Raw genomic sequence first — 26,972 nt, forward strand, 5'->3', positions numbered from 1 at the left:
CCCGTCATTGCGCGTCACCGACGTCCAGAGACAGTCGACGCTCGTCAGCAGCGTGTTGCTGACGAGCGTCGACTGTCTCTGGACGTCGGTGACGCGCAATGACGGGTGAACCGCTTCGATTGTCTGTCGCAGCCTGTCCACCAACGCTACCGGCTCGCCCGCTGTATGCACTTGAAGACTTCGAAAGCCCCGCAGCGGAAAGTAGACGGTGGGAGGAGCCGGCTCCCGGACATCGTTGTACTTTGCATCGGCGACCACACCGACAATCTCTTGCCGGACGGTCGCAATCGGGAGCACACGATCGAAGACGCGTCCGACGGCGCGCTCGCCTCCGAAATAATGTCGTGCGAACGCTTCGTTGACCACGACAACCGTGGGCGTCTCCGGCTCTGCATCGCGCGCTTCGAACGTTCGACCATCGAGCAGACGAATGCCCATCGTCTCGAAGAAGCCATCGGACACCAGAAGGAAGATGGACCACGCTTCGTCCGGCGCGCGCCCTGGCAACCGGACTGCGCCTCTCCAACCGCTCTCCCAGAGCAGAGGCCAACCAGACAGACTGGCGCTCTGAACACCCGGCATACGACGGACCCGCTCGAGCAATTGCATGCCAATTGGCCGCGCTTGTGCGATGACCGGCTTGACCTTGCGCGACAGCGACAGGAGCTCTTCTTGCTCGGCTGAGCGTTCGCCTGTTCTACTCTGGTCTGCCGCACCCATCACCGCCCACATGAGGTCGTCTTCGTTGAAACGAACCTCATCCGACTCAACTGTCAGTAGCAGCAGCCGGGATTCTCTGAAGCCAAGGTCCACCTGCGTGAGCTTGCCGAAGGAGAGGAGGAGAAGACCTGCCAAGAACAACAGGACCACGCTGAACCCCACCTGCGTCGCGACAAGGGGTCTTAGCGCACCACTACGAGACGTCGAGCGTCCGCTCGCTGCGCTCAGCACGCCGATGGGAGCCACGCCGGACGCGCGCAGTGCTGGAGCAAGCCCACACAGCATGGTTGCCAGTGCCCCAGTGACGCCGAGAAACGCCAGCACTCGCCAATCGACACGCAAATCGAGGTAGGCAGGATTGTCGCTAGGCGCGAGCATGCGGACGATGATCGGACCCGCTGCGGCCGCAAATAGCAAGCCGAGGGCGCAGGCGACGATGGCAAGCAAGGCGCTCTCGATGAGCACCTGCTGGATCAGTCGGCCCCGTCCCGCACCGATCGACAGGCGCAACGACATCTCGCGCTCTCGGGCCGCGGCGCGTGCGAGGAACAGGTTTGCAACGTTGGACGCCGCGATTAGCAAGACGAGGCTGACAACGATTGCCAGAATCCACAGAGGCCGCTCGACCTGCCGTCGCAAGGCTGATAACCCGCTCTCCGCGGATCGTACATAGAGCGGTGTATTGATGAAACGCTGCACGACTTCGCGCGGCTTGCCTAGCTGAACCAACGTCGACGCCGCCTCGCGACGGTCGTTGGTAAATGTGGGCTGCAGAATGTTCTGGACTGGCTCGGCTTGGACACCGTCCTCCAACCGACCGAGGATTCGGAACCGGTTCACCTCGACCCCAACCACTTCATTCCAGATGACACTTGGCACCCACAGGTCGATGGAGCGCCCCGGCTCGATGCCAGTGAACCCTTGCGCGGTCACCCCTACAATCTCGAACGCGTGGTCGTCGTGCGTAAAGGAACGTCCGACCACCGAGGGATCGCCACCAAAGCGCCGCATCCAGAACGCGTGACTCAGCACGGCCACGGGATGTCTCGCGTCCGAGGGCCCGAGCACCCGTCCCATCGCAGGTCGAACGCCCAGGATCGCGAATGCCTCGCTCGAGACGGCCTGCGGGCGCACCCGCTCGGGCGCGCGGACCGGTAGCGGCCGCAGGATCAACGCGTCGATCAATGAGAATGCCGCCGTGCAAGCGCCGATGGCCAACGCGAGCGATATGACCGCTGCGCCGCTAACCACCGCATCCTTGCGCAGCATGCGCGCGCCAAAGCGGACGTCCTTGACGAGCGAATCCAGCCAGGACAGGAGCTTGACGTCGCGACTCTGTTCCCGCAGGCGCAATTGGCCACCGAAGCGGCGCATCACTTCCTGCTCTGCCGCCTTGCGCGTGAGGCCCGTCGCGACGAGCTGCTCGATGCGGGACTCGATGTGGAAGCGCAGCTCGTCGTCCAGATCGCGCTCCACCTTCGACGTCCGAAAGACATTCGCCAGCCGCGAGAGCCACGACATTTCCTGTCTCCTGTCTGCCCTATTCGTAACGAAGCGCCACGACCGGGTCGACGCGCGCGGCGCGACGGGCCGGCAGCACCGCCGCCAGCGCGCCCGCACACACCAAAAGGCCAACCGGGAGGGCGAGGCTCCAGAGATCGAACGGCTGGACTTCGTAGAGGAACGCTCTCACGAACCGCGCGAGGTAGAGCCCGCCTGCGAGGCCACCCGCAGCCCCTATGAGCATCGTGATGCTGGCATCGGTTACAACCGACCGCACGACCGCTAGTTGCTGCGCACCGAGCGCGAGCCGGATCCCGATCTCTTTGGTTCGCTGCACCACGGAGTAGCTCAACACTCCATACAACCCGACCGCCGCGAGCAACAATCCAACGATGGCGAAAAAGCCAGACAGCAGCGCCAGCAGGCGCTCGCGGAGCAGCCAGTTGTCGATGAGCGTCGACTGTAGCTGGACATCGGTGACTCGCAGCGACGGGTGAACTGAGCTGATCGCCCGCCGTAGCGTGTCCATCAGGGCAAGTGGCTCCTCGGCTCGCACCTGCAGCGCTCGAAATCCCCGCAGCGGTACATAGATGGTGGGCGGCGGTGGGTGCCGAACGCTGCTATGCCTCGCATCGGCAATCACACCAACGATCTCCTGCCGCAACGCCACCATCGCGTTGACGCGATCGAAGACGCGGCCGACAGCGCGCTCCCGCCCAAAGTACCGTCGTGCGAACGCTTCGTTGACGACGACAACCGTGGGCGTCTCTCGCTCTGCATCGCGCGGCTCGAACGCTCGGCCATCGAGCAAACGAATCCCCATTGTTTCGAAGAAGCCCGGCGAGACCGGAAGAATAGAGGGGCGCAGCGCATCCAACGCCCGTCCCGGTAGACGGACTCCATCCTCCGCGCCCGTGCCGCTGAACATCGCCCATGCAGAGAGGCTGGCTCCCTGGACACCCGGTACGCGACGCACCCGCTCGAGCAACTGCACGCCGATGGTATGGGCCTGCGCGACGGTCGATGGCAGCCGGCTCAACTTGGCGACGACCTCGCCCGGGAGACGTGAGCGCTGCTCTGTTGTGAGACGGTCGACACGTAGACCACTCAACGCCACCGTGAGATCCTCTCGCGCCAACTGAATGTCTTGCGACTCGACGGTCAACAGCAGGAGTCCGTCCGGCCTGAAGCCAAGGTCCACGTTTACGAGCTTGCTGAACGAGAGAAGCAGGAGACCCGCCAGAAACAACAGGACCAGGCTGAAGCCCACCTGGGTCGCGACGAGCGGCCTCAGCGCCTCAATGCGAGTCGTCAGGCGTCCGCTGGCCGCGCCCAGCACCCCCATCGGAGCGACGGCGGATGCTCGAAGCGCAGGTGCGAGCCCGACGAGCATCGTCGTCAGCGCGCCGGTGACGCCGAGGAACGCAAGCACGCGCCAATCGACGCGCAAGTCGAGATACGCAGGATTGTGCGCCGGCGCGAGCATGCGGACGATGGTTGGACCGGCCACGTAGGCGAACAGGAGGCCGAGCATGCAGCCGACGATGGCAAGGAGGGCGCTCTCGATCAGCACTTGCTGGATCAGCCGGCCGCGGCCCGCACCAATCGACAGCCGCAGCGACATCTCGCGCTCGCGCGCCACTGCGCGAGCCAGGAGGAGGTTCGCCACGTTCGAGGCCGCAATCAGCAGCACGAGGCCGACAACGAATGCGAGTATCCACAGAGGCCGTGCGAGCTCGCGCCGCAGACCCGATGGCCCGTTCTCGGCGGATCGCACGTAGAGCCGTGCATTGAGGAACTGCTCCACGCGATCCCGTGGCTCGTCTGGCTGAAAGGATGCTCGTTCACGGCGGAGGCTCGTAAACGTCGGCTGCAGAATGCTGCGAACTTGCTCCGCTTCTACACCCGGCTTCAGGCGGCCGAGGATACGAAGCCATCTCGAGTCCGGATCTACGAGCTCCTCCACGTCCCACATCATGTTCGGCACCCACAGATCGTCGAGGCGGCCCGGTTCGACGCCGGTGAACGTCCGATCTGCCACGCCGATGATCTCGAAGGGGCGGCCGTCAAAGGTGAAGGAACGACCGACAACAGGCGGGTCACCCGCGAAGCGCCGCATCCAGAACGGGTGACTCAGCACCGCCACCGGATGGTTGCCGGGCTCCACATCGTCGAAAGGTGCAATCAACCGGCCCACGGCGGGTCGCACACCGAGAATGTCGAACGCATCGCCCGAGAGAAACTGCGTCCGAACGTTTTCAATCTGTCCGCCGGCGTCCGGGAATACGACTGGTCGCGTGCGTCGAGCCTGCAACATCGCGAACAGGTCTGCTTGCGCGCGGGCCTTCTCGCGGAAGCGTTCGAAGAACGGGTAGCTGAAAGTGTCGCCTTCGGGCCAGGCGGGGTCGTATGTAGGGAATGCTAGGTAGATCAAGCGCTCCGGTGCGCGTACCGGCAGAGGCCGCAGGATCAGCGCATCGATGAGCGAGAAGGCCGCCGTGCACGCCCCAATTGCCAGCGCGAGCGATATGACCGCGGCGCCGGTGACCACGGCGTCCTTCCGCAGCATGCGCGCGCCGAACCGCAGGTCCTTGACGAGCGAATCGAGCCAAGGCAGCAGCTTGACGTCACGACTTTGCTCACGCAACCGCAGTTGGCCCCCGAACTGGCGCATCACTTCTTGCTCGGCTGCCTGGCGCGTCAGGCCTTCCGCGACTCCCTGGTCGATGCGTGCCTCGATGTGGAACCGCAGCTCGTCATCCAGATCCCGCTCTACCTTCGACGTCCGGAAGACATTCGCCAGCCGCGAGAGCCAGGACATCGGGACCTCCTAGGCGTGCTTGAGAATGTGTCCGACGGCCCCGGTCACGGCGCGCCAGCGGCCTTCCTCGAGCTCGAGCTGTCTGCGCCCGGCCGCGGTCACCTCGTACATGCGTACGCGACGGTTGTGCTCCGTCACCGCCCACCGTGCCTTGATCCAGCCGGCCTCCTCCATCCGATGAAGGGCCGGGTAGAGCGAGCCTTCTTCGACTCGGAGGACATCCTTCGACATCGTCTCGATCTGCAGCGTGATGCCGTAGCCATGCAGCGGACCGCGCCGGAGCAGGATCTTCAACACGAGGAGCGGCAGAGCGCCTTGAAGTGAATCGTGACGTCCCATACTTAGACGACTTAATATGTCTGCTAATCATACCGATCGACGCCGTGGTGTCAACTGTCACCCATGTTCCCGGCGGTCTGAAGTGTCACCTATGTCCCCGGTCTGTACCCACTTTTTGCTTGACAGGTTTTTTTTGACGAGTGCGTCGCAGTGAGAACCTAGGGTCAGGATGCCTCCTGAAGGCTCATACGGCCCCTGTGGCGGCTGTCGACGGTCCAGCGAAGGTCGCGAAGACCGTCGGACCGATTTCGTGGCACCTGAAAGCGTACACGAGGTCGTAAATATAGGGGGTTATGATGGTGCATGAATCTCAAAGCATCAGTGCATGCGACTTCGGATGCCGCGATCATCGAGCCGCGCCTCCAACCCCGGATGCCGATGTCCGAGGAGGAGATCGCACGCCTGGGCGATGCGATCGCCGAGTTGTCCGCCCGCATTCAGGCGGCGACCTATGAGCTGCTCGTCCTGATCCGCCAGTTCGATGAACGTGCCTGCTGCAACGACGGCGGCTGCCGGTCCTGTGCGCACTGGCTCAGTTGGCGGATCGGTCTCGCCCCCGGCGCGGCGCGCGAGAAGGTGCGCGTGGCGCGGGCGCTGGCGAGGTTGCCCCTCATCAGTGCCGCGATGGAGCGGGGCGAGATCTCCTATTCAAAAGTGCGGGCGCTGACGAGGATCGCGACACCTGACAATGAGAGCCGGCCCCTGGGCGCCGCGCAGGACGGCACCGCCGCGCATGTGGAGCGGTTGGCCCGCGCGTGGCGCCGCGCCGATCGACTGGACGAAGCGCGCGAGACCGCCCGGCGCCATCAGCAGAGATATCTCCAGACCTGGGTGGATGAGGACGGCATGTTGGTGATCCGCGGCCGGCTCACACCGGAGCTCGGGGCCGTGGTGCAACGGGCGCTCGAGGCGACCGGCTGTTCCGCGAGAGCGCGGCCGACCCGCGCGACGATGCCACGGCGGAGGTCACCACCGCCCAGCGCCGCGCGGATGCCCTCGGGCTCCTCGCCGAGAGTGCGCTGGCGAGTGACCTGGATCGCGGGACGGCAGGCGATCGCTATCAGGTGGTGCTCCATGTCGACGAGGCCACGCTGAACACGGACGCCGGAGCAGCTGAAGGGAAGGCAGTTGCGTCCGACGCCGGCCAGGCGGTGTTGGAGGATCTAGACGGGGCTGGTGGCGTCGCGGTGCGGCCAGATGCCCCGCCGGGCATCTGCGCTGTGCTCCATCAGCAGCTGCACCGCGAGCGGGTCGCGGCGCAGCACGGCCACGTGCAACCGTCTGGTCTCGCCATGCCCGGGCCATTCCAGGTCGACCAGCTCCGGCCGCCGGCGGAGCATTTCCCGTACCGCTGGAAGATCTCCGCGCTCGATGGCTTCGCACACGTGGCCAACTGTGACACCGTCCACGTACGCCTTCAGCTTCGGCCAACTGTCGAAGCCGTGTGCGCGCGCGAGCACCAGCTGGGAGTCGTGCAGCGCGAAGGTGGACGCATCTGCGCCGCGATAGTGCAAGCTCACCTCGGCAACCGCAGAAGGCTCGCCAGCCTGAAAGGCGGCCAGCAGCTCCTTGGTCTGTCGCTTCAGTTGATCGAGATCCGGCTGTTCTCGGAGCTTGCGAACGGGTAGAGCGTTGCGGGGCACGATGAGCTCCTTTCCGGGCTGCGCACATATGGCATCAGCCGTCGAGGCCCGGTGTCCGCTCGCTCGGGCAGAAAAGAGTTCATCGAAGCGTGAGTTGTACGGGTCGACTCAGGTGGACGCGGTCCTTCCCGCGGACACGGCGGCGCCCTGACGCGCCAGCACGCAGCATAGCCGCACGCGCCCCCCATTCGCAAGCGCACGCCACGTCTGGGCCTCAGGTCGCCACGGGCTTCTCGAGACCTCCCACGGTGGACTCCCCGTCTGCTCGCATGAACTTGCTCAGAACGGCGAAGTCATCTTGTGCATGTCCAGCCTTGATCGCCGCCCGGAACAGTTGGTCGAACGCGTTCGGCACAACCTGACTGATCCCACGCTCCTTGCAGAGGTCCATCAGACATCGAAAGGCGCCATAGTGCGCGTCGACCGTTGCGAGCGCCGACTCGTCGCCGACCAGTCGGCCATCATTGATCCGTTTTACGTCCTCCATCACCCATCCGCTCACTTGCGAGAGGACCGGCTCGAGACACCCTCGGCTTCATCGCGCAGCCTCCCTTTCCGTGGCTCACGGGCGACCCGACGTGCTCCCGCTCATGCGCCGGGTGCTCACGGCTGTCGCTTCCGCTCGCGCGCAGGACCTTGATGAACGCTGCGACTTCCTGATCCCCGTAGCCGGCCGCGAGCGCTCTCTTGAACAGCCGCGCCGCAAACTCTGGAAGCTCGGCGTTGAGTCCGCCGTCACGCGCCGCCTGCGCCAGCCGTTCCGTGGCTTCGACGGAGATCTTCAAGGGACTTTCGGATACCCGATAGTCTCCCGACTGAATCACCGCACCCTCGTGTCTGAAGAACTCCCCGAACGAGGGAGAAATCTCGGCGACCAGCCCTCCGTAGTGATCCACCCGGAAACCCTCTGATTCGGCGATGCGCGCGCCGTGGAAGAATCCCAGCGCAGCGCCATAGACATACGACAGCGTCGCCAGATCCATCGTGGAGGCTGCGCCGACCGGCTCGCCGAGATATTTCACGTTGCCACCAAAAACGCTCAACACCGGTTCACTTCGGCGGTACGCCGACTCCGCACCAGACACCAGGATGGTCGTGTCCGGCCTTGCCATCTGGCTCGGCGCTGCCTGGATCGCGCCGTCGACGTAATCGGCATGGTGCCGGCGGGCCCAGAGCTCGCCGTCTCGCGCCTCCTGGGGACTGCCCGTCGTCAGTTGAACGATCACTCGCCCGGCGAGCGCCGCCTCCACCTCCTTCGTCGCGAGAATCTCGTTGGCTGCCTTGTAGTCATACACGCACACGATCACGACGTCGCTGGCCGCAATGGCGGCTGCGGCGCTGGGCGGCGCGACCGTGCCCTCTTCGACCAGAACATCGGCCTTTCTCCGCGTTCGGTTCCACACGGTGACGCGGTAGCCGCCGCCGAGCAGGAGCCGCGCGAGTGTTGTGCCCATCGTTCCCAGGCCGATAACCGAAACCGTCAGTTTGCCTGTCATCATGAATCTCCGTCGAATGTGCGCCGCGAGATTAGAGCGCAACCAGCATCTTCACGACGGCCAGGCCCATGCCGTGCGTCCCGCCGGTCACAACCGCCTTCTTGCCTGCGTATTTGCCCATTCAGTCCTCTGTTCTGATAACAGGAGTACTCGAGGACACATCAGCTGTCGCGCACGAACGGACGACTGCGAGCACGTTCGGACGAGAAGCCAACCCGGGCAGGCGGGAACCCTCACGGCAGACGAAGCGTCGGATAGTCAGGTGAAGGAGCCTGAACGATGGGTACTCAGAATCCGGCGGCCGTGACGTCCAATCCTGCCGGAGCCGCTTCTGGTCTCGGTCGATTGTGGGAGGAGCCACGACAGCGAATCGGGCTACGCGTTGACGTGCGCACGACAGCGCCGGGTATGGTCGAGCTGAAGGCTTTGCCGGAACATCGGATCAAGGTGCACGCCGGACCGCCTGTTCGCGGGACGTGCCGGGTCGATCGATTCGTCTACACGCGAGGGGATGTCGACATCATGCCGGCTGGCGTGTCGGACGAGTGGTACGAAGAGGACTCGAACACGTCCATCGTTTTGCAGGTCACACCATCACTGTTACGTCGCACGGCTGAGGACATCGGCATCGATCCAGACCGAGCGGGCCTCGAGCCGCGGCACCAAGTCAGGGACGCGCAGATCGAGCACCTCGCGTGGGCGCTCGAGGCGGAACACGCGGCCGGCTACCCAGGCGGCCTCATTTACGCGGAAAGCGTCGGACTCGCGCTTGCCATCCACTTGCTGGGCCGCTATCCGGCGGCGCTGACATCGAACCGCGGCCTGTCAAAGCCGCAACTTCGACGCGTGACCGAGTACATCGAAGAGCATCTGGAATACGACCTGTCTCTCGAGCGGTTGGCAGGAGTCGCGGGACTCAGCTCATCGCACTTCAAGACATTGTTCAAGCGTTCCTTGGGACTTCCCGCGCACGAGTACATCGTCCAGCGCCGGGTGGAACGAGCGAAATCGCTGCTCCTCCGCGGGGACAGGCCTGCTAGCCAGGTGGCCGTCGAAACGGGCTTCGCGCATCAGAGTCACATGGCTCGATGCATGCGGCGAATCCTTGGCGCGACGCCAACAGCGTTGAAACGCACCTTCCCTCGACTGGAGCATTGACCTCGCCCCACGTGACCACGCACACGAGTCCGCAGCGCGCTTCACGCCACGCCTGTCGCCACCTGGCTGGGCGCACGCCGAAACGGTGGTGCCTGGCCGTATGTCAGCGCGCGCCAGAGCCACTCGAAGGGACCGAACTCGAAGCGCCGGAGCCATAGTGGCGACACAACCAGCTGGATCAGCCATATGGCGACGACGAGGAGCGCCTGGTCTGTCCTGGAGAAGTAGCCGAAGTACCCGAGACCGTGACCGTAGAACACCGTCGTGCAGATGAGCGTGTGCAGGAGGTAGTTCGTGAGCGCCATGCGTCCGACCGCTGCCAGCCTCGCCACCAGCGGAGCGAGAATCCCCCGTGTCACGACCAGCATGACGAGTCCCACGTAGCCGAGACTGACGAACACGCTCCCCCAGTAGTTCCACTGACTGTCGACGAAGAATGCGCGTAAGGAGCCCCAGTCGTAGAGCTCGATATCGTGCACGCTCGCGAGGACGAGCGGGAGTCCGATAAGTGCGCCGCTGGCCACGAAGGCGACGTAAAGCTGCGGGCGACTCCTGCCCGAAAAGACGCCAAGCTTGAACAACGCCATCCCGACCAGCATCAGACCGCCGGCGCGCCACAGGCCCCACAGCCAAAACACCTGTAGGTGAAACTCGAGCGACCGCTTGGCACGGTCCGGCATCTGGCCCCACCAGCCGCTCCGGTAGGCCGCGAGCTCTCGCGCGATGTCCTCGGGCTGGGGGTTCCCCAGCTCACGCTCTATTCCCGCCACCTCCTCTGGCGGCAGATACTGCATGCCGGCGTATGCACCAACCGAGAGCAGCGATCCGATCGCCAGGACAAGGGCGCCCAGGACCAAGAGCGTCCGCGGCGAACGGCGGCGCAGTAGGAAGACCCAGGCGCCGCAGAGTGCATACAGCACGAGGATGTCGCCGGACCAGAGACCATACGCATGGACGAGTCCGAAGACGAGCAGCCAGCACATGCGGCGATAGTGCCGCATGGCCGGCCCGTCGCCGCGTGCTTCTGCCCGACCGGTCATCAAGACAATGCCCGCGCCGAAGAGCATCGAGAAGATGGTCATGAACTTCTGGTCGAAGAACACGTGGCCCACGAACCAGACCCAGTAGTTCAGGCCATCGAGACTGCCGTAGGCCGTTGGATTGAAGTACGCAGCAAACGGCATCGAGAACATCCGGATGTTCATCATCAGGATGCCGAGCAACGCAAACCCGCGCAGGGCGTCGAGCGGGAGCTGCCGGTCAGGCGCGGAGATCGGGGTGGACGGGAGCACGCGCACCTCCTGGAAAGGATGTTCGACGATGGGCCCGGTGGCGATTCTGGTGCGCTCATTCTAGTCCGCCGCGCCGCGTTCGGCGCACTTGCTCGCACCGGCGGAGCCGGGGCGGCATGAGGGGCGAGCCGACCGCGTCGGCCGGTCGGCGAGCCCAACGTGCCCTACCATGGTGGCGGTAGGGACGCCTCGCCGAGGCGTCCCTACTTTCGCCAATCGTGCAAACCGAGGTAGCCTGGGTCCATGCGGAAGAAGCTTTCTCGATGGACGGCAGGCTCGACGCACCAATTCGTGGGATTCCAACCGGTCGTCCGCTGCCTGATTGCAGGATTGGCCGTGCTCCTGACCTCGCCAGCCGTTGCCCGCCAAGGCGCGGCCGGCACGAATTGGCTCGATCAGCCGTTGACGAACTGGAACGACGCCGATCGACTGCCGGCTGCTGCTCCGCCGCGTGGCGAGGATGGTGACGCGCTGCGCGCGCGTTGTGGGATTACGCGCGGTGAGAGTCCCGCGCATCGCACGCTCGAAGAAGAGGGATGGACTCCCTACAGCCACCTCGATCGCGAGCTGACCCGTGGCGACGTCGAGCTCCTCGCCGGCATGACCGCTGCAGACGAGGCGTGCCAGCCGACCCACTTTCAGATGTTCGTCTTTGTCCAGGGCCGCTTCGCCGGCACGCTGTCGCCCCAGCCGATGACGACTGGTCGAGACGGCTCTGCCGGCGCGGTTCGTATCATCGAGGCCGATATCATCCGCGGCGAGTTCGCGCGATTCCAGGATAGCGATGCGCCCTGCTGTCCCACGTCGCGCATGACCGTTCAATATCGAATCGACCGCACCGGTAAGCACGCTCTCGTGATCCCAGTCGACGTTCGCACGACGCGAGGGTAGCCCTCGGTGCTGGCGCACCGCTCCCGCCGTCAACCGCAGTTAGCATTTCCACGCTGCTCGTCTCACCTCTGAGAGACCCCTGCTCCATCCCTCGCTCTGATCTCGCGGCGGAGCAACGACTTCTGGTCTCACCGCTGTTCGCGTCTGCGCTGGCCCCACCCTTGCGTAAAGGGGAACCGTCCGCAGGCAGCGTTCGAGTAGGGCGCGCTCGCCGAGCGCGCCGTCACGGCCGCCTCGGCGAGGCGGCCCTACCTAGAAAGGGGTGACACCATGAACAATCGCTCGTTCCTTCTCGCGTTGGCTCTGGTCGTGGCGCTCTGTATGCCGTCTGTCGCACTGGCTACGAATGACGACGGTGGGTCGCAGAGCGCGAGCATTCTTCCGGTTGCGGAATATGTCGACGTCAGTGCCTACCTCACTGAGCCAGCCGACATCGACGCTTGGTACACGATGATCTACAACCTCAAACAGAATTTCGACTACATCTGCGGCGATACGTTCTGCGAAGGGGAGTACACGAACATCGAGTCCCTTCGGTATCGCTGTTCCGTCGAGGGCCTCACCGGAACTATCGGGAGTTGTGTCTGGGTCTTCGCCGCCAGCAACGAAGAGGTCAGCCCTTCGACCGGCAAGATCATTGTCGATGTTGGGACCTGGCGTTGCAGAAGTCCGATCGTCCGCGGGACGAGTATTCATGACCTTCTGAGCGCGCTCGCAGGGCCATCACCGTTGTACGCGACGCTGCCGGAGACCGACCGGTCCATCTACGACGGCCTCGTGACATGTTTGTGATTCGTGCTCGAGTCCTGAGTCGGTAGGACAGCCCGTTAGCCTTGAACCTTGAACCTTGAACCTCGAACCTGGGATTAGTCCGGCGGGGGCGCGAGCGTGAACGCAATGACGGTGTCTCCGCCTTGCGGGTCGAGGGTGCCGTGTCCGCCGCACGACAGGGCGACGTACTGCCGGCCGTTCACGCGATAGGTCATCGGTGCGGAGTTGCATCCGGCGCCCACGCGGAAGCTCCACATCCGCTTTCCGGTAGCCGCGTCGTAGGCGTCGAGCCAGCCGGACGTGCGGCCGGAGAACACCAGGCCGCCGGCAGTGGCCAGGACACCGCCAGCCTGCGGACGGTCGGTTCGCTGCTGCCACACCACTCGTCCTGTCGAGGGATCGACGGCCGCAACGTTGCCAAATTGGCCAGCCCCTCGTGCTTCGCGACGCGGCTGGAAGTAACCGGGCACGTACTGATTGGCTGAATAGACCAAGCCGGTGTCGAAGCTGTAAGCGCCGGGGGACCACAACGTCCCGGCCATCCCGCCGCGAAACAGGTTGACACCGGACGGACCACCGCGCGTCTCGTCGAGCGGTATGTAGTTGTCCGACATGGAAACGTGCTCGCCCGTATCGCGGGCGAGCACGTACAGATTGCCCATTCCGGTCAGCTTCCCTACGACATCGAGGCTGCGCCCCTCGTGCTGCAGGGGAAAGAGGATCGGTGGCGTGGGGCCTGAGGCGCCCCAGATGTCGTGCGGGAGAAACTGATAGCACCAGGCCTCGCTTCCGTCTTCGAGACGAAGCGCGCAAACCGAGTTGGTCCAACGCATGTCGCCTGGATGCGGCTCGGCGGGCGGTGGAAATGCCGTCGGATCCGGCCCGCCGGTCGAGACATAGACGAGGCCGGTCGCCGCATCGAACGTCGGGGTCATCGGGGCGCTGGCGCCGCCGGTTTTCCAGCCGTCCGCCAGCCGGCGTCTGTTGGCCTTTTCCTCGGCGATATTGCGGTCGAGGCTGATCGCCGGACGGCCGGGAAGCGTCTCCACCCAGTCGCCCCACCAGCCGCCATCGTCGGGCGACGGAATGGTGTACCAGGTCCAGATCAACGCCCCGGTCTCGGCATCGAACGCCTGGACGGCACCGCGGTCGATCCATGACAGGCCTTGGATGACGCGGCCGTTCGCGGCGAGCGGTGCGCCAGTGAGACGCGGCGACAGCGTCTGCACCTCGAAGAGCTGCTTGCCGCTCTTTCGGTCCAGTGCGAGGAGTGTGCCGTTCAGCGTTCCTAGGTAAACACGATCTCCGTACAGGGCCACGCCACGATTGGGCCCGAAATGCGTCGGCAGATGATCATCCTCTGTGGCCGCAGTGGCGCTCTGTGCCTTACCGGCCAGCTCCACCTGCCAAGCCACCTCCCCGGTCGTGGAGTCCAGCCGCAATATGCGCTGCACGCCCTGTTCCGCCGGTGTCGTGATGTACATCTCCCGACCGAGCACCAGCGGGGTGCTCTCGAACGAGCCGACGATGCCGGTTTGCGCGATCCAGGCGGGCCGCAGCCGGTGCACGGTCTCGCGCCGAATCTCCGCCAGTGGCGAGTACCGCGTCTGTGCCCAGTCACCTCCGTAGGTCGGCCAGGTCGCAGGCTGTGCCCGGTGACCTTGCCGAAGCAGCTCGTCGGTCACGGCGCCAATCGCCACCTCCGCTTCAGCCGGCTCCTGCCCACGGCGGGCAGGTTCTTGCGCCCGACAACTCGCGAGCAGTGTGAGCCCCAGCAGGACACAAGCACGCCCCACGCGCGCAACAGGACTGCTTCTGTCGGCATACCGTGTGATCATGTTCGGCGCTCCCGTCGGTCAGAAGAGTTTCGCGCGGATCGTGACGCCGATCGCGAGCTCCCGTCCGGCCGCCGGCTCGAAGAACCGATTGGCAAGGGAGTTCGGGATCGCGGACGAGTTATAGCGCTCGTTGAAAACGTTGTCGATCGTCACGAACGGGCGGATGCTGGTGCCTTTCCAGCTGCGGGCAAGCCCGAATCGCAGATCGAGCACGTGATAGGCCCAGTTCGACACCGTGTTCGCGCTGTCGACCGGATAGGCATCCACGAAGCGGAGCTCCGCGGCCGCGTGCAGACCGAAGGGCGTGTCGTAACTTCCGCCCAGGGACACTTGGTGCGGGGGCGCACCAGGTTCTGTCTTGCCAGAAAAGTCCCCTTCGGGAGCGACGAAGCGGACGAGCGCGAAATCCTGAAACGTGTACGAGACGTGCGACCTCAGACGCCGCATCGGCTTCCACTCGACGGACGCCTCGATGCCGTTGCGCCTGGCCCTGGCGGCATTCCTGAAGAACGCCCGCTCGTCGGGGAGCTCGAACCGGACGAGCGCATCCTCGAGGCGCGAGACGTAGCCAGCGGCCTCGAAGCTCAGACGCCAGGGAACCACGGCCCCCCTTGCCCCGATCTCGAAACTCCGCAGTCGCTCGGGACCGAGCTCCTCGTTGAAGCCCCCGGTGCCAGATGGTCGATTGGACAGCTCCACCGTCGTGGGCGTCTGGTACGCGGTGGCAAAGCTGCTATAGAGATTGAGCCAGCTCGCCGCCGTGTAGGTAACACCCACCATCGGGCTCACCGCGCTCAGCGTTCGGCCGCCAGACTGGTCGCCGTCGTCGAGAAAGCGATCGGCCGCAGAGAAATCGTAGTGGTCGTACCGCGCCCCTCCGGTCAGGTGCCACCGGTGACCGAGTCCCACGCTCGCCCGCACGAACGGGCTCAGTGACAAGACCCCTTCCCGTTGTTCGAGCAGCCTGGTGCCCACTCGCGTGCGGCCGCCGTCGGGCGGAACGCCATCGTTCTCGAACTCGGCGCGCTCGTCCCGCTGCCGAGAGACATCGAAGCCGGCCGTCCAGCGCACTGGAACGGATCGGACGCGAGCCGAGCCTTCGTACTCGGACCGGAAGCCAGATGCGTGACGCCGCACGTCGACCACGCCAAACGGAATAGGGTTCCAGACGTCTCGGAGCAGTCCCCAGCCAGTTCCGCGGAACCTGTGCCCGTCTCCAAAATGGTGCTCGAGCGTCAAGCCTGCTTGTCCCTGCGTCGTGGATTCGCCCCAGCCTTGCGTGACCGCCTCGGGACGAACGCTGGTCGGATGGTCTCGCGCGTCCGCGCGCGTCAGAGTGCTGGCGCTCTCGCCGAAGGGTAAGTCGTAGACGTTGAACACGCCTCGAAGCTCGGTGTCCGGAGAGAGCGCAGCTCGGATCACCGTGTTCACTCGCCGCACCTCCGTCTGGCTGTGATCCCGGAAGCCGTCCGTCTCCATCCGGCTCGCATTGACCAGATAGCTCATCCGTCCCGACGTGCCGTGCACCTTCAGTTGCTGATGCCTGTAGCGATAGCTGCCGTATTGGATGTCCGGCTGTACGGTCAGGCGTTCTGATGATGGAAGCTCGGTACGAAGGCTGAGGACGCCGCCCGCAGAATTCCCGTACAGGACCGAGCTGGGGCCGCGCAGAATCTCGACCCGCCCCAACGAGCCGAGATCGATATTGGTCGGCTCGGTCGTCCCGTCCGCCACCGTCATCGGCACATCGTCTTGGACAATCTGCACGCCTCGCATTCCGAAGCGAGGTAGCGGTGCACGAATGGCCAATCGGACACCTCCGGAGAGGCTGAAGTTGCGGCGGTTCTCCACGAAGAAGCCCGGAACGCCGGCCAGTGCTTCGGCGGGGGAGGCTCGTCGTTGGAATGCCTGGATGCGATCTCCCTCGATCACCGATACGGCGTTGGGAATGGCCACACGGTCCTCTTCCGAACGCATCACCGTCACCGTCTCGGAGAGCGGCGCAACCTCCAGCTCCAGGTCCACAGTGCGTGTATCCGCAAGCCCCGTGGCGATCAGCTCCTGATACGTGCCAAAGCCGGATAGCTCGGCCCGCATCTCGTGGTCTCCCGCGTCGAGTCCGGAGATCTCGAACCGCCCTTGGCCATCCGTCACTGCGGTGCTCGAGGAACCGGTCTCGAGCGATCGGATCGTGACCGTGACACCCGGTAAGACCGCTCCACTGCCGTCCCGCACGGTCCCGCGTACTGTTGCGGCCGCCGACTGCGCACTGAGCGTAGACCCCAGCAAGAGCAGGAGACAGACGACGACCGAGACATAGCCGGCTTGCTTCATAGGGGTTCTTCGGGGGGCACGAAACGGAGGTAAGCATCATACTGCAGGGTTGCCGCCGGACCACTCGTCTTGCGACAGCGGATTGAAGATGGTGAGATCAGCACGCGTGACGACCACCGATACACATCGCGCCATCGACGCGGTCTGGAGGATTGAATCGGCCAAGCTCATCGCCGGTCTCGCACGGATCGTGCGCGACATCGGCGTCGCGGAGGACCTCGCGCAGGATGCGCTCCTGGTCGCGCTCGAGCAATGGCCGGCGTCGGGCGTCCCGCTGAATCCGGGCGCCTGGCTCATGACCACGGCAAAGCATCGTGCGATCGACTTCTTGCGCCGGAATACCCGGCTGGAGCGTAAGCACGAGGAGCTCGGTTACGAGCTTCAAGCGGGTCGACGGAGTCCGGCGCACGATCTCGACACGGCGCTCGACGATGATGTCGGCGACGATCTCCTGCGGCTGATATTCACGGCATGCCACCCGGTCCTCTCCACCGAAGCGCGCGTTGCGCTGACGCTCCGCTTGCTGGGCGGTCTGACGACGGAGGAGATCGCGCGGGCGTTCCTCGTCTCGGAACCAACCGTCGCACAGCGCATCGTCCGGGCCAAGCGGACCCTCGCCAAGGAACGAGTGCCTTTCGAAGTCCCGCGCGGCGACGAGCTCGCGGCGCGTCTCACGTCGGTGCTTGGCGTGATCTACCTGATCTTCAACGAGGGCTACTCGGCAACCGCCGGTGAAGACTGGATGCGCCCCGCCCTCTGCGAGGATGCGTTACGTCTCGGGCGTATCTTGGCCGAGCTGATGCCGGACGAGCCCGAGGTCCACGGTCTGGTTGCGCTCATGGAGATCCAGGCGTCACGGTCGCGGGCGCGCGTGGGGCCATCGGGAGAGCCCATCCTGCTCCTGGATCAAAACCGCGCCCTCTGGGATCAGCTCTTCATCCGGCGCGGCGTCACGGCTCTCGAGCGTGCCGAAGCGTTGGATGGTGCGCTGGGTTCGTACGCGCTCCAGGCGGCGATTGCCGCCTGCCACGCGCGCGCGACGACGCCAGAGGACACGGACTGGGCGCGAATCGTGGGGCTCTATGGCGCGCTCGCCCAGGTGGTGTCCTCGCCGGTCGTCGAGCTCAACCGAGCGGTTGCCCTCGCGATGCTGCTCGGTCCCGCGGCGGGCCTGAGGATCGTCGATGGGCTAACCGCTGTGTCGTCTCTGAAGAGCTACCATCTGCTGCCGAGCGTGCGCGGCGACCTGCTCTTCAAGCTCGGTCGATTCGACGAGGCACGTGCAGAGTTCGAGCGCGCGGCCTCCCTCACGCGCAACGCGCGGGAGCGTGCGTTGCTCAACGAACGGGTCGCGGCGTGCGCCGTTGAGATCAACCGGTCTGTATAGCGCGCTCGAAGCGCCAGCCGCCCACGATTCGTCGGCTGCGAACACCCTTTGCTCACATGGGCCGTTCACGACGAGCCGAGCACGATCCGGTCGCAAGGCCGCGAATGCGTGCTTGGAGGGAAGCTGTGTCTAGTGATAGCGTCCCACGAGTAGAGCTGGCGATTTTCGGTCGTCAAGACGAAACCTGAGCTGTCAAGGCGAAAGCTGAGCCATATCCTTGCCGTTTCCTCAGAGAAGCCGATACGCTGGCCAGGTCGTCGTTACCCCTCCCTGTTGTCGTCGAGCCCCGGAGGTCCAGGCATGGTGAGCGCCGACGAAACCAACGACCCTGCTGGGCGAGTTGTCAAATGGTACAAAACGAATACCGACATCGAAGATCGGAAGTGGGCGGAAGCGCTTCTCACGGGCGAGAATCGGCGTCTCGAGATGCTAGCGAGAGGGGAGTCGCTCGAGCACATTCTCAACGGGCTTTGTCGCCTCGTCGATGAGGTTTCCGGCGATTCCACGTCTTCGATTCTGTTGTTGGATCCCGTCACCAACCAGCTCTGGCACGGCGCCGCGCCCAACCTGCCGCAGGTCTACATCGATGCCGTGAACGGACTTACGGCCGGCCCTTGTGCGGGCTCCTGTGGAACTTCGGCGTACCGCGGTGAGCCAGTCATCGTGGCGGACACTCTCACCGATCCCCTGTGGATGGAATACCGGCACCTGGCCTTGACGTCTGGCATGCGGGCGTGCTGGTCTTCACCGATCTTCTCCTCGACGGCCCAAGTACTGGGGACCTTCGCGATCTACTCCCACGAGCCCCGGCGTCCCACCGAGCGGCATCAGCACATCATCGAGCAGATCACGCACCTGGCGAGCGTCGCGATCGAGCGCAGCCGCACCGAAGCCGAGCTGCGTCGAAGCGTGACCGGGGCGAAGCAGGCTCAGCAGCAGCTCGAGCAGGCACTGAGTGAAATCCGCACGCTCAAGGATCGACTCCAACAGGAGAACGTCGCCCTTCGGGAAGAGATCGACAAAACGTCGATGTTCGAGGAGATCGTGGGTGCCTCCCCGGCGCTGCGAGCGCTCCTTCTGCAGATCGCCAAGGTCGCGCCAACGGATTCCACCGTGCTCATTACCGGCGAGACCGGGACGGGGAAGGAGCTCGTCGCGCGTGCCATCCACAAACGATCGCCACGAGCGGCGCGTCCGTTCGTGAGTGTGAATTGCGCCGCGATCCCAGGCGCTCTGATCGCATCCGAGCTCTTCGGTCACGAGAAGGGCGCGTTCACTGGCGCCGTGCACCGCCGGCAGGGGCGCTTCGAGTTGGCCGAAGGGGGGACGCTCTTCATCGATGAAGTGGGCGAGCTGCCCGCCGAGACACAGGTGGCGTTGCTGCGCGTGCTCCAGGAGCACGAGTTCGAGCTGGTCGGCGGCGGCCGGCCCATTCAGGCGGACGCACGCATCATCGCTGCCACCAACCGGGACCTGCAGGGGGCGGTGGCCGATGGCTCGCTTCGGACCGACCTGTTCTATCGGTTGAACGTCTTCCCCGTCGAGGTACCTCCACTTCGTCACCGTCCGGCGGACATTCCGTTACTGGTGGAATACTTCGTCCACCGCTACACGCAGCGCGCTGGAAAGCGGATACACGGCATCAGCAAGAAGACCCTCGCTCAGTTGCAGGCGTATCACTGGCCGGGTAACGTTCGTGAGCTGCAGAACATCGTCGAGCGTGCAGTGATCGTGTCTGACAAGGAGAGCTTGTACGTCGATGAGCGCTGGCTCTCTGGTGCACCAGCGCGGCAGGTCGTCGCCGTTCCTCGGTTGCCTGCGCGAGCGCTTCACGAAAGAGACAGCATCGAGGCGGCGCTGGCGGAGGCCCAAGGACGAGTGTCTGGACCCTTCGGGGCGGCGGCGAAGCTTGGCATGCCCTCGTCGACGCTGGAGTCAAAAATCAAAGCGCTCAACATCGACAAACGCCGCTTCAAGGGGCCAACTCCTTTAGAGTCGATTGGCCCGAAACGGACATGTCACCGGCCGACGGCTGGCTGAACGCTCCGATCCGGAACCTGACCGCGACCATCAATCGCGGCTCGTCAATGCTTGTGGCTAGGCCCCCCTTGCTCCGCCGCGATCCAACTGCGGACGTACTCGGGACAGTTCAGGAGGATAGCACCTGCCGCTTCGGCTCGCGCGAGAAATCTCACGGCGTCCCGATCGACCAGCATGACGTCTACCAGGTCGAGCACGACGCGTCGAGTGGTCTCGCTCGCCAGGAGTGCCTGCAATCCGGCCACATGATCCTTGTCCATTTCGCCGCTCAGCGTGAAAACAACTTCGTCCGCGCTCGTCGCGCGGTGAATTCGGTACGTCACCTCGTTCTCCACTACCCGCAACACAGCAAAGTCTGCGCCAGTGGCAAACGCTGATTCTGTTGGGTGACGCGGATCGCGCTCATGAATGTTTCGCGAGCTCCTCGCAAGAAAGTTACGAGCGTCAGCCGCAGCCGCGAGCTTCGGAGAGCGTATTCCTGGTCGGAACGGACGATCCAGAAAGGATGCCGTCGATGTCGGTTTTAGCGACCTGTTTGGGCTATCCCCGCGTGGGCCTCAACCGCGAGTTGAAAAAGGCCGTCGAGGGCCATTGGGCGAAGCGGACGTCCAGCGAGGCGCTGCGTGCCACGGCGGCCGACCTCCGCCGGCGCCACTGGACGGCGATGCGGGACGCCGGGCTCGACCAACTGCCGTGCAACGACTTCTCGCTCTACGATCACATGCTGGACATGGCCGTGGCGGCTGGCGCGGTGCCGGCGCGTTTCACGGCGATCAGCGATCCGCTCGCGCGGTACTTCGCGATGGCGCGTGGCCTGCAAGACCGCGACGCAGGCGTTGATCTGTCAGCGCTCGAGATGACGAAGTGGTTCGACACGAACTACCACTACATCGTGCCGGAGCTCGCGGCCGACCAGTCGTTTCGTCTCGATGCCTCGAAGCTGCTGGGGGAGCTCGATGAAGCGCGCGCGCTGGGCGCGGATCCGCGGCCGGTCATCCCGGGCCCCGTCACGTTCCTGCGCCTGTCGAAGCTGGCTCCGGAGGCTTCGACGGACCTGCGGCCTCTCGATTTCCTCGATGCGCTCCTGCCCATCTACGACGAGCTCCTCGCCCTGCTCGCCAAGCACGAGGTGCGCTGGGTGCAGATCGACGAGCCTTGTCTCGTCCTTGATCTACAGGCGCCAGAGCAGGACGCCTATCGGCGCGCCCTTGCTCGGCTGGCCGCGGTGCCGCATCGTCCACGTCTACTGGTGACCACCTACTTCGGCGCCCTGGCCGAGAACCTGCCGCTCGTGACGGAGAGTGCAGTCGACGGCCTGCATCTCGACCTCGTGCGGGCGCCGGAGCAATTGGCGCAGGTGCTGCCGCACGTGCGCCCGGAGACCGTGCTCTCGGTCGGCGTGGTCGACGGGCGGAACATCTGGCGCACCGATCTCGACAACGCGCACGCGATGGTGCACCAGGCGGTGTCAGCGCTCGGGCCAGATCGCGTGTTCGTGGCCTCGTCTTGCTCCCTGCTGCACGTGCCGCTCGACCTCGCAGCCGAGCGGTCGCTCGACGAGGAGCTCGTCAGCTGGCTCGCGTTCGCGCACCAGAAGCTCGCAGAAATCCGTGCGGTTGCCGATGCGGCGCGATCGCCGTCGCCGCGCGGCGCCGCCTTCGACACCGCGCGAACCGCTCTTGCGAGCCGGCGTCACTCCGCTCGAACGCGAAATCCAGAGGTGCGGCAACGGACCGCCGCGGTGGACGGCGCGATGCGCCGCCGGAGCTCCCCCTTCCAGGCGCGGCGCGCCGTGCAGCAACGACGGTTCGGCCTCCCGATGTTCCCGACGACCACGATCGGGTCGTTCCCACAGACACGCGAAGTTCGAGAGGCGCGAGCGGCCTGGCGAGCCAAGCGATTGCCCGACGCCGAGTACGATCGGTTTCTGAAGACCGAAACGGCGCGCAGCGTGCAAAGGCAGGAAGCGCTGGGACTGGACGTGCTCGTGCACGGCGAGTTCGAGCGGAGCGACATGGTCGAGTACTTCGGTGAGCGGCTCGACGGCTTTGCCTTCACGGAGCACGGATGGGTGCAGAGCTATGGCTCCCGCTGCGTGAAGCCGCCGATCCTGTACGGCGACGTGTCACGTCCACGGCCGATGACGGTCGACTGGTCGCGGTACGCCCAGTCGCTGACGCAGAAGCCCATGAAGGGCATGCTGACCGGTCCGGTGACGATCCTGCAGTGGTCCTTCGTCCGCGACGACCAGGCACGAAGTCAGACGTGCCTGCAGGTGGCCTTGGCCCTGAGAGATGAGGTACGGGACCTCGAGTCTGCAAGCATTGCTATTATTCAGGTGGACGAGCCAGCCATTCGTGAGGGTCTCCCGCTCCGGCAGCGGGACTGGCAGGCGTATCTGGACTGGGCAGTCGACGCCTTTCGTGTCGCCACCAGTGGCGTCGGCGACGCAACGCAGCTGCATACCCACATGTGCTACTCCGAGTTCGGCGACATCCTCGACGCGGTCTCGGCAATGGACGCAGATGTGTTGTCGATCGAGACTTCTCGGTCGAAAATGGAGCTGCTGCACGATTTCGCGGCGTTCCGCTACCCCAACGACATCGGCCCCGGTGTCTATGATATTCACTCGCCGCGTGTACCGACCGTGGAGGAGATGGTAGACCTCCTGGAGCGCGCCGCGCAGGTGCTGCCCGCGGCGCAGCTCTGGGTCAATCCCGACTGCGGATTGAAGACGCGTGGCTGGAAAGAGGTCGACGCGGCGCTCGGAAACATGGTGATGGCCGCTAGACGGATGCGCGAGCGCCTCCCGACGAAAGATGTCGCTACCGCACAATCATGATTGTGAGCGCTTGCCGTCGTTCTTCGGCGCGTCGACTGCCGGCCGGGTGGAGCCTGGTCCTCCTGCTCCTCGCCTCACCCGCCGCTGCACAGGATGCAACCCAGGTGGCTCGGCATGCTGAAGCCGCGAAGGAGGCGCAAGCTCGAGGAGACTTCGCAACCGCCATTCAGGAGCTGACCGCGCTGGCCCGTCTGCTACCAGAACGAGCCGACGTCCAGAGCAATCTTGGCCTGGCGTACTTTTTCCACAAACAGCCGAAGGAGGCGCTGGCCGCGTTCGAGAAGGCACTCGACATCGATCCCGATCTGGTGTCCGCCTTGATCTTCTCCGGAATCGCTCATCAAACGCTCTCCAGCCCTCCGCGTGCCACGCCGTTGCTGCAACGCGCTGTCACCCTCGCACCTGTCGATCCGCTGGCGCACACCTGGCTTGCGCACAGCTATGTCGCGCAAGACCGTCCTCGAGAAGCCGTCGACCATTTTCTGATTGCGTCGCGACATGCACCACGCGATGTGGACGTGTGGTATGGGCTGGGACAGGCCTACCTGCAGCTCGGGCGCGAGGCGGTCATGCGGCTTGCCGAGATCGCTCCCGCGGGCGCGCGCATTGCACAATTGTCTGGCGACATCTGGCTGCTGCGCGGCGAGCCACAGAACGCCCTCACGATGTACGAGATCGCATTGAAGCGCAGGCCCGCGTTGGTCGAGCTGACGTCGGTGATCGATGAACTGCGCGAACAGCAGGACACGGCGAGGCCCGGTGATCTGCCGGCGCCCGCCCTCCCCACCACGAAGACGTCGTCAGCCGAAGACGCGCAGTACCTCGCCGCGACGAACTCCCGCGAGCGGGCACAGCGCGCATTCGAGCGGATCTCGACGATCGACCCCGATTCGTACCGCGCCCACCAAGTGATGGCGGAGTCGCTCGAAGCGCAGGAGCGCGTCGATGAGGCCATCGACGAGTACCGCAAGGTGCTGCGCGTAAAGCCGGACCTAGCCAGCGTTCATCTCGCTATCGGCAACCTGCTCATGAGCGAGGGCCGGGCAAAGGAGGCGCTGGACGAATATCGACAGGAGCTCCGTGTTCGTCCAGACGAGTCGGAAGTGCACTACCGCATCGGGCGCAGCTTCCTCGTGCTCGGCATGACTGACGATGCCGAAACGTCGCTCACACGGGCGCTCAAGCTCACCGATCCGCCCGCCGCGGTGCATCGAGAATTGGGCCGGCTCCACCTCACGCGGGGCAAGCCGGCCGACGCCGCTCGAGCGCTCGCGACGTACGTTGGCTCGACGAACGACGATGCCTCAGCGCACTATCTGCTCGTGCGGGCGTATCGTGCGCTTGGCGACACCACGGCGGCCGAGCGTCATCTTGCGATGTACGAGCGGTTGTCGGCGCGCGACGAGCAGGATGCCTCGCTGAAGAACGCGCTCTCCATCTTCAGGCGTCGGTAGGTGGAAGTGATGGCCGTAGCGCAGGCCTTCAGGCCTGCCCATTCCGGCGTTGGCAGGCCTAAAGGCCTGCGCTACGGCCGTTGATTCAGGCGAGTTCTGGGCTTGAGTAAAGGCCTGCGCTACTGTCGATTGTAGAGAGCCCTGATTGAGAGCGTGGCTACGGCTTGCCCACGGTCGGCCCGTCGACGTTTACCATCTGCGGCAGGCGCTCTTCGACCGGCGGCAGCGGCTTGCGCAACTTGTGCGGCCCCTGTTGATACCAATAAGCCACGGTGTAGAAGTTGTCCGAGCGGTGATTCGCATGGCCGTGCTCGATGGTCATCTTGAAGTAGTTCTCGAACGGCACCGGTGAATCGAGATGGAACCGATAGACCATCCATTTGGAGCCTCGATGGTCTCCGCCGTTGACGGGATTGCCGTACTGTTTGTAGGCGAACGTTGGATAGGACGTACCAAAGGGCGAGATCCCGCAGCCGCCGTAGCACCAGGCACCCAGGTAGTAATCCTCTGAGCCGGTGCCGATGATGCTCGGCTTTGCCTTGTCATCGATGAACATCATCTCGTCACCTTCGCCCCACCAGTCGCCCTGGTTCTGCAGAATGCTGTGGGTCACGCCAACATAGTGACCGCGCCCCTCCGTCTCGAGGATGACGTAGTTGTCCTTGCCATCAGGATTGCGGTGATCGTTGATCTTCGGATCGCCGTTGAGCTTCCAGTCGGTCGTCCAGCCCGGGGTGGGCGTGGCTTGTCGATACTCGGCGTAGAAGTACGCCAGGTCGTCCGGGAGGCTCTGGTGCTTCTGCCAGTCGACATTGAAATAGAACGCATCGATCGGCTGGCTGCCCTCGTTCGTGATCGTAATACGCGCTGACTTCCGGAACGGCATGGGAAAGTAGCTGTTCAGCGCCTTCTGCGATCCAACCGACAGCGGCCCAGACTCGTACAAGAAGTACTCGCCCAGCCCCAAGCCGAAGAAGTCGCCGACGGGCGCCTCCACGGCTGGCAGCGGATCGTCGTCCCAGTACATACGCAGCACGATCTTCTTCAGGTGATAGTGCTCCGGCGTGGCGATGGTGAACCAAATGTGGGTGATGATGCCGGGCCCAGTCAGCTCGCCGAGGGCGCGCGTCTCCCCTGCCTTCACCTGGTTCTTCCACTGGCCATCGTCGTTCGCTCCCGTGCGGTCGTACGACGACAACCGTTCGATGGTGTAGCTCTTGAGCGCGGGCAGGCGGGCCAGGTCGGAGTCTTCGCCTTGCGCGCGCGCGGGCGCTTCGGTGGCGAAGATCAGGCCCAGGGCACAACTGACAACAAGCGTACTGTGTCGCATGTAAGCTCCTTATCTCTCCTGCGTCCGTGACGCCAGCCTGGGGATGGCCGGGACGAAGTCCCGCGGCGAGGTGGGCGTGAGCCCGAAGATGAACACCTGGTCGGGCACATAGCGCTGACGCACCTCGAAGTTCTCGAATGACGGGCCGCCGGGAATGGGGTCGGTCGAATTCCAGTACACGCGGCGCCCGTTGACCTTGACCCGCAGATCCGGTTGGATGTGCCATGCCGGCACGCGCCAGTATTGGGTCAGCTTGATGGATTTGTACGTCCACCACGGCTTGGCCGACACTTTGACGCTTGCAGGCTCCTCTTCATTCGTGGTCGCGAGCACCAACGCGTCACCATCGCCGTAGGTCAGCATCTCGTCACGCGGATAGTTCTCGCGGTCGATGAAGCCGTCGCCCGTATACCCCGCGTATAGCTCGCGGCTGTCGACCAGACGGTCGCGGAGCCACAATCGTCGGAGCCGTTCGTAGTTGCCCATCGTTGCTGTCACCGTCAACTCCTCGATCGGGGCGCTGTCGTCGTGGTGGTGCACGATCAGCTCCAGCTCGTGCGGGCGATCGCTCGACATCCTCGCGGTGACGAACACGTGCGCGCCATTTGCCGTGAACCGCTCCACGTCGATCCGCACGCTGAGCTGCTGGATCGGCTCTGGCTTGGCCGGTAGCGTTGTGAGCTCGCCCGCCCAGTCGTCCGTCCAGAGCCGCTTGCCCCGCTGCCTCGGGTCCAGCGTACTCATCTCGAGCTCGCTGAACGCCATGCGGCTGGCGCGCCTGCCGGCGCCTTTCACGACCGGCTCGATGGCGATGAAATTGATCAGCTCCGGCTCGCCATCCTCACCCAGCACGCCAACACGAATAAGCCCGCGCGGCCCCCGCAGGCCACCGGGCGAGGGCAAACCAAAGATTAAGCCGTCACGCCGTCCCCAGATTAGCGCGTCGTCCTCCGTCTTGGGGCGGAGCCAGCCGTCATCCTCGGCTGACGCGACCGTCACGAGCGCGAGCGAGACGACGAGCAGGAAAACGGTGACAGCCCCCGTTTTTCGCATGGTGGAAAACGGGGGCTGTCCCACTGCTGTCCGGTTGACACTTACCGTCTCGGCCGCAAC

At 64.7% G+C, this 26,972-nt stretch carries 19 protein-coding genes and 2 pseudogenes (1 of these 21 running past the window's edge); 8 read left to right on the forward strand and 13 right to left on the reverse strand.

Annotation, left to right across the window (positions count from 1 at the left end; translation table 11 throughout):
- The 3 genes and pseudogenes from GEV06_22175 to GEV06_22185 all read right to left on the reverse strand — a co-directional run.
- Nucleotides 1-2,241, reverse strand: a pseudogene (locus tag GEV06_22175) (FtsX-like permease family protein) (it extends 270 nt beyond the left edge of the window).
- Nucleotides 2,242-2,260: 19 nt separating this feature from the next.
- Nucleotides 2,261-5,044, reverse strand: coding sequence for an FtsX-like permease family protein (locus GEV06_22180; GenBank protein MPZ20594.1), 2,784 nt, complete (start codon nt 5,042-5,044; stop codon nt 2,261-2,263).
- Nucleotides 5,045-5,053: 9 nt separating this feature from the next.
- Nucleotides 5,054-5,383: a PadR family transcriptional regulator gene (locus GEV06_22185; GenBank protein MPZ20595.1), complete on the reverse strand. Its 330-nt coding sequence runs from the start codon at nt 5,381-5,383 to the stop codon at nt 5,054-5,056.
- A gap of 303 nt (nt 5,384-5,686) precedes the next feature.
- Between GEV06_22185 and GEV06_22190 the strand changes: the two genes are divergently transcribed.
- Nucleotides 5,687-6,478 carry a DUF222 domain-containing protein gene (locus GEV06_22190; protein MPZ20596.1) on the forward strand — a complete coding sequence of 264 codons (792 nt, stop codon included), beginning with the start codon at nt 5,687-5,689 and terminating at the stop codon, nt 6,476-6,478.
- Nucleotides 6,479-6,546: 68 nt separating this feature from the next.
- On the opposite strand, the gene GEV06_22195 is transcribed toward GEV06_22190, so the two are convergent.
- The 4 genes and pseudogenes from GEV06_22195 to GEV06_22210 form a co-directional block, all read right to left on the reverse strand.
- A complete protein-coding gene (locus GEV06_22195) occupies nt 6,547-7,026 on the reverse strand; it encodes a hypothetical protein (GenBank protein MPZ20597.1) in 480 nt (159 codons plus the stop codon).
- A gap of 214 nt (nt 7,027-7,240) precedes the next feature.
- Nucleotides 7,241-7,513 carry a hypothetical protein gene (locus GEV06_22200; protein ID MPZ20598.1) on the reverse strand — a complete coding sequence of 91 codons (273 nt, stop codon included), beginning with the start codon at nt 7,511-7,513 and terminating at the stop codon, nt 7,241-7,243.
- Nucleotides 7,488-8,522 carry an NAD(P)-dependent oxidoreductase gene (locus tag GEV06_22205; protein MPZ20599.1) on the reverse strand — a complete coding sequence of 345 codons (1,035 nt, stop codon included), beginning with the start codon at nt 8,520-8,522 and terminating at the stop codon, nt 7,488-7,490. Before GEV06_22205 ends, GEV06_22200 begins: the two co-directional genes overlap by 26 nt.
- 37 nt (nt 8,523-8,559) lie before the next feature.
- Nucleotides 8,560-8,643, reverse strand: a pseudogene (locus tag GEV06_22210) (short-chain dehydrogenase).
- A gap of 158 nt (nt 8,644-8,801) precedes the next feature.
- Here GEV06_22210 and GEV06_22215 point away from each other — a divergent pair.
- The gene (locus GEV06_22215; protein ID MPZ20600.1) at nt 8,802-9,680 is read left to right on the forward strand and encodes a helix-turn-helix domain-containing protein; all 879 of its coding nucleotides are present in this window, start codon (nt 8,802-8,804) and stop codon (nt 9,678-9,680) included.
- A 41-nt stretch (nt 9,681-9,721) separates the two neighbouring features.
- Here the strand turns inward: GEV06_22215 and GEV06_22220 are convergent, their stop codons facing one another.
- Nucleotides 9,722-10,972, reverse strand: a complete 1,251-nt coding sequence (locus GEV06_22220; protein ID MPZ20601.1) for a DUF418 domain-containing protein — start codon at nt 10,970-10,972, stop codon at nt 9,722-9,724.
- Between the two features lie 243 nt (nt 10,973-11,215).
- Between GEV06_22220 and GEV06_22225 the strand changes: the two genes are divergently transcribed.
- A complete protein-coding gene (locus GEV06_22225) occupies nt 11,216-11,863 on the forward strand; it encodes a hypothetical protein (GenBank protein ID MPZ20602.1) in 648 nt (215 codons plus the stop codon).
- A gap of 270 nt (nt 11,864-12,133) precedes the next feature.
- Nucleotides 12,134-12,655, forward strand: coding sequence for a hypothetical protein (locus tag GEV06_22230; GenBank protein ID MPZ20603.1), 522 nt, complete (start codon nt 12,134-12,136; stop codon nt 12,653-12,655).
- Between the two features lie 74 nt (nt 12,656-12,729).
- Here the strand turns inward: GEV06_22230 and GEV06_22235 are convergent, their stop codons facing one another.
- Nucleotides 12,730-14,472, reverse strand: a complete 1,743-nt coding sequence (locus GEV06_22235; GenBank protein MPZ20604.1) for a PQQ-binding-like beta-propeller repeat protein — start codon at nt 14,470-14,472, stop codon at nt 12,730-12,732.
- A gap of 18 nt (nt 14,473-14,490) precedes the next feature.
- A complete protein-coding gene (locus GEV06_22240) occupies nt 14,491-16,806 on the reverse strand; it encodes a TonB-dependent receptor (GenBank protein MPZ20605.1) in 2,316 nt (771 codons plus the stop codon).
- A gap of 88 nt (nt 16,807-16,894) precedes the next feature.
- Between GEV06_22240 and GEV06_22245 the strand changes: the two genes are divergently transcribed.
- Both GEV06_22245 and GEV06_22250 read left to right on the forward strand, forming a co-directional pair.
- Nucleotides 16,895-18,193, forward strand: coding sequence for a sigma-70 family RNA polymerase sigma factor (locus GEV06_22245; protein ID MPZ20606.1), 1,299 nt, complete (start codon nt 16,895-16,897; stop codon nt 18,191-18,193).
- 300 nt (nt 18,194-18,493) lie between these two features.
- Nucleotides 18,494-20,233 (forward strand): GAF domain-containing protein, encoded by a 1,740-nt coding sequence (locus GEV06_22250; protein MPZ20607.1) that lies wholly within the window; start codon nt 18,494-18,496, stop codon nt 20,231-20,233.
- A 44-nt stretch (nt 20,234-20,277) separates the two neighbouring features.
- Here GEV06_22250 and GEV06_22255 read toward each other — a convergent pair whose 3' ends face one another.
- Entirely contained in the window at nt 20,278-20,556 is a 279-nt protein-coding gene (locus GEV06_22255; GenBank protein MPZ20608.1) for a hypothetical protein, read from the reverse strand.
- Nucleotides 20,557-20,747: 191 nt separating this feature from the next.
- Here GEV06_22255 and metE point away from each other — a divergent pair, with 191 nt between their 5' ends.
- Both metE and GEV06_22265 read left to right on the forward strand, forming a co-directional pair.
- Nucleotides 20,748-23,075, forward strand: a complete 2,328-nt coding sequence (gene metE / locus GEV06_22260) for a 5-methyltetrahydropteroyltriglutamate--homocysteine S-methyltransferase (GenBank protein MPZ20609.1) — start codon at nt 20,748-20,750, stop codon at nt 23,073-23,075.
- Entirely contained in the window at nt 23,072-24,529 is a 1,458-nt protein-coding gene (locus tag GEV06_22265; GenBank protein ID MPZ20610.1) for a tetratricopeptide repeat protein, read from the forward strand. Before metE ends, GEV06_22265 begins: the two co-directional genes overlap by 4 nt.
- Before the next feature lie 157 nt (nt 24,530-24,686).
- On the opposite strand, the gene GEV06_22270 is transcribed toward GEV06_22265, so the two are convergent.
- Both GEV06_22270 and GEV06_22275 read right to left on the reverse strand, forming a co-directional pair.
- Nucleotides 24,687-25,859, reverse strand: a complete 1,173-nt coding sequence (locus GEV06_22270) for a DUF2961 domain-containing protein (protein ID MPZ20611.1) — start codon at nt 25,857-25,859, stop codon at nt 24,687-24,689.
- 9 nt (nt 25,860-25,868) lie between these two features.
- Nucleotides 25,869-26,912 carry a hypothetical protein gene (locus GEV06_22275; GenBank protein ID MPZ20612.1) on the reverse strand — a complete coding sequence of 348 codons (1,044 nt, stop codon included), beginning with the start codon at nt 26,910-26,912 and terminating at the stop codon, nt 25,869-25,871.
- Nucleotides 26,913-26,972: the final 60 nt, after the last annotated feature.

Origin of the sequence: Luteitalea sp., from assembly GCA_009377605.1 — a bacterium.
In the GTDB taxonomy this organism is placed as follows: domain Bacteria; phylum Acidobacteriota; class Vicinamibacteria; order Vicinamibacterales; family Vicinamibacteraceae; genus WHTT01.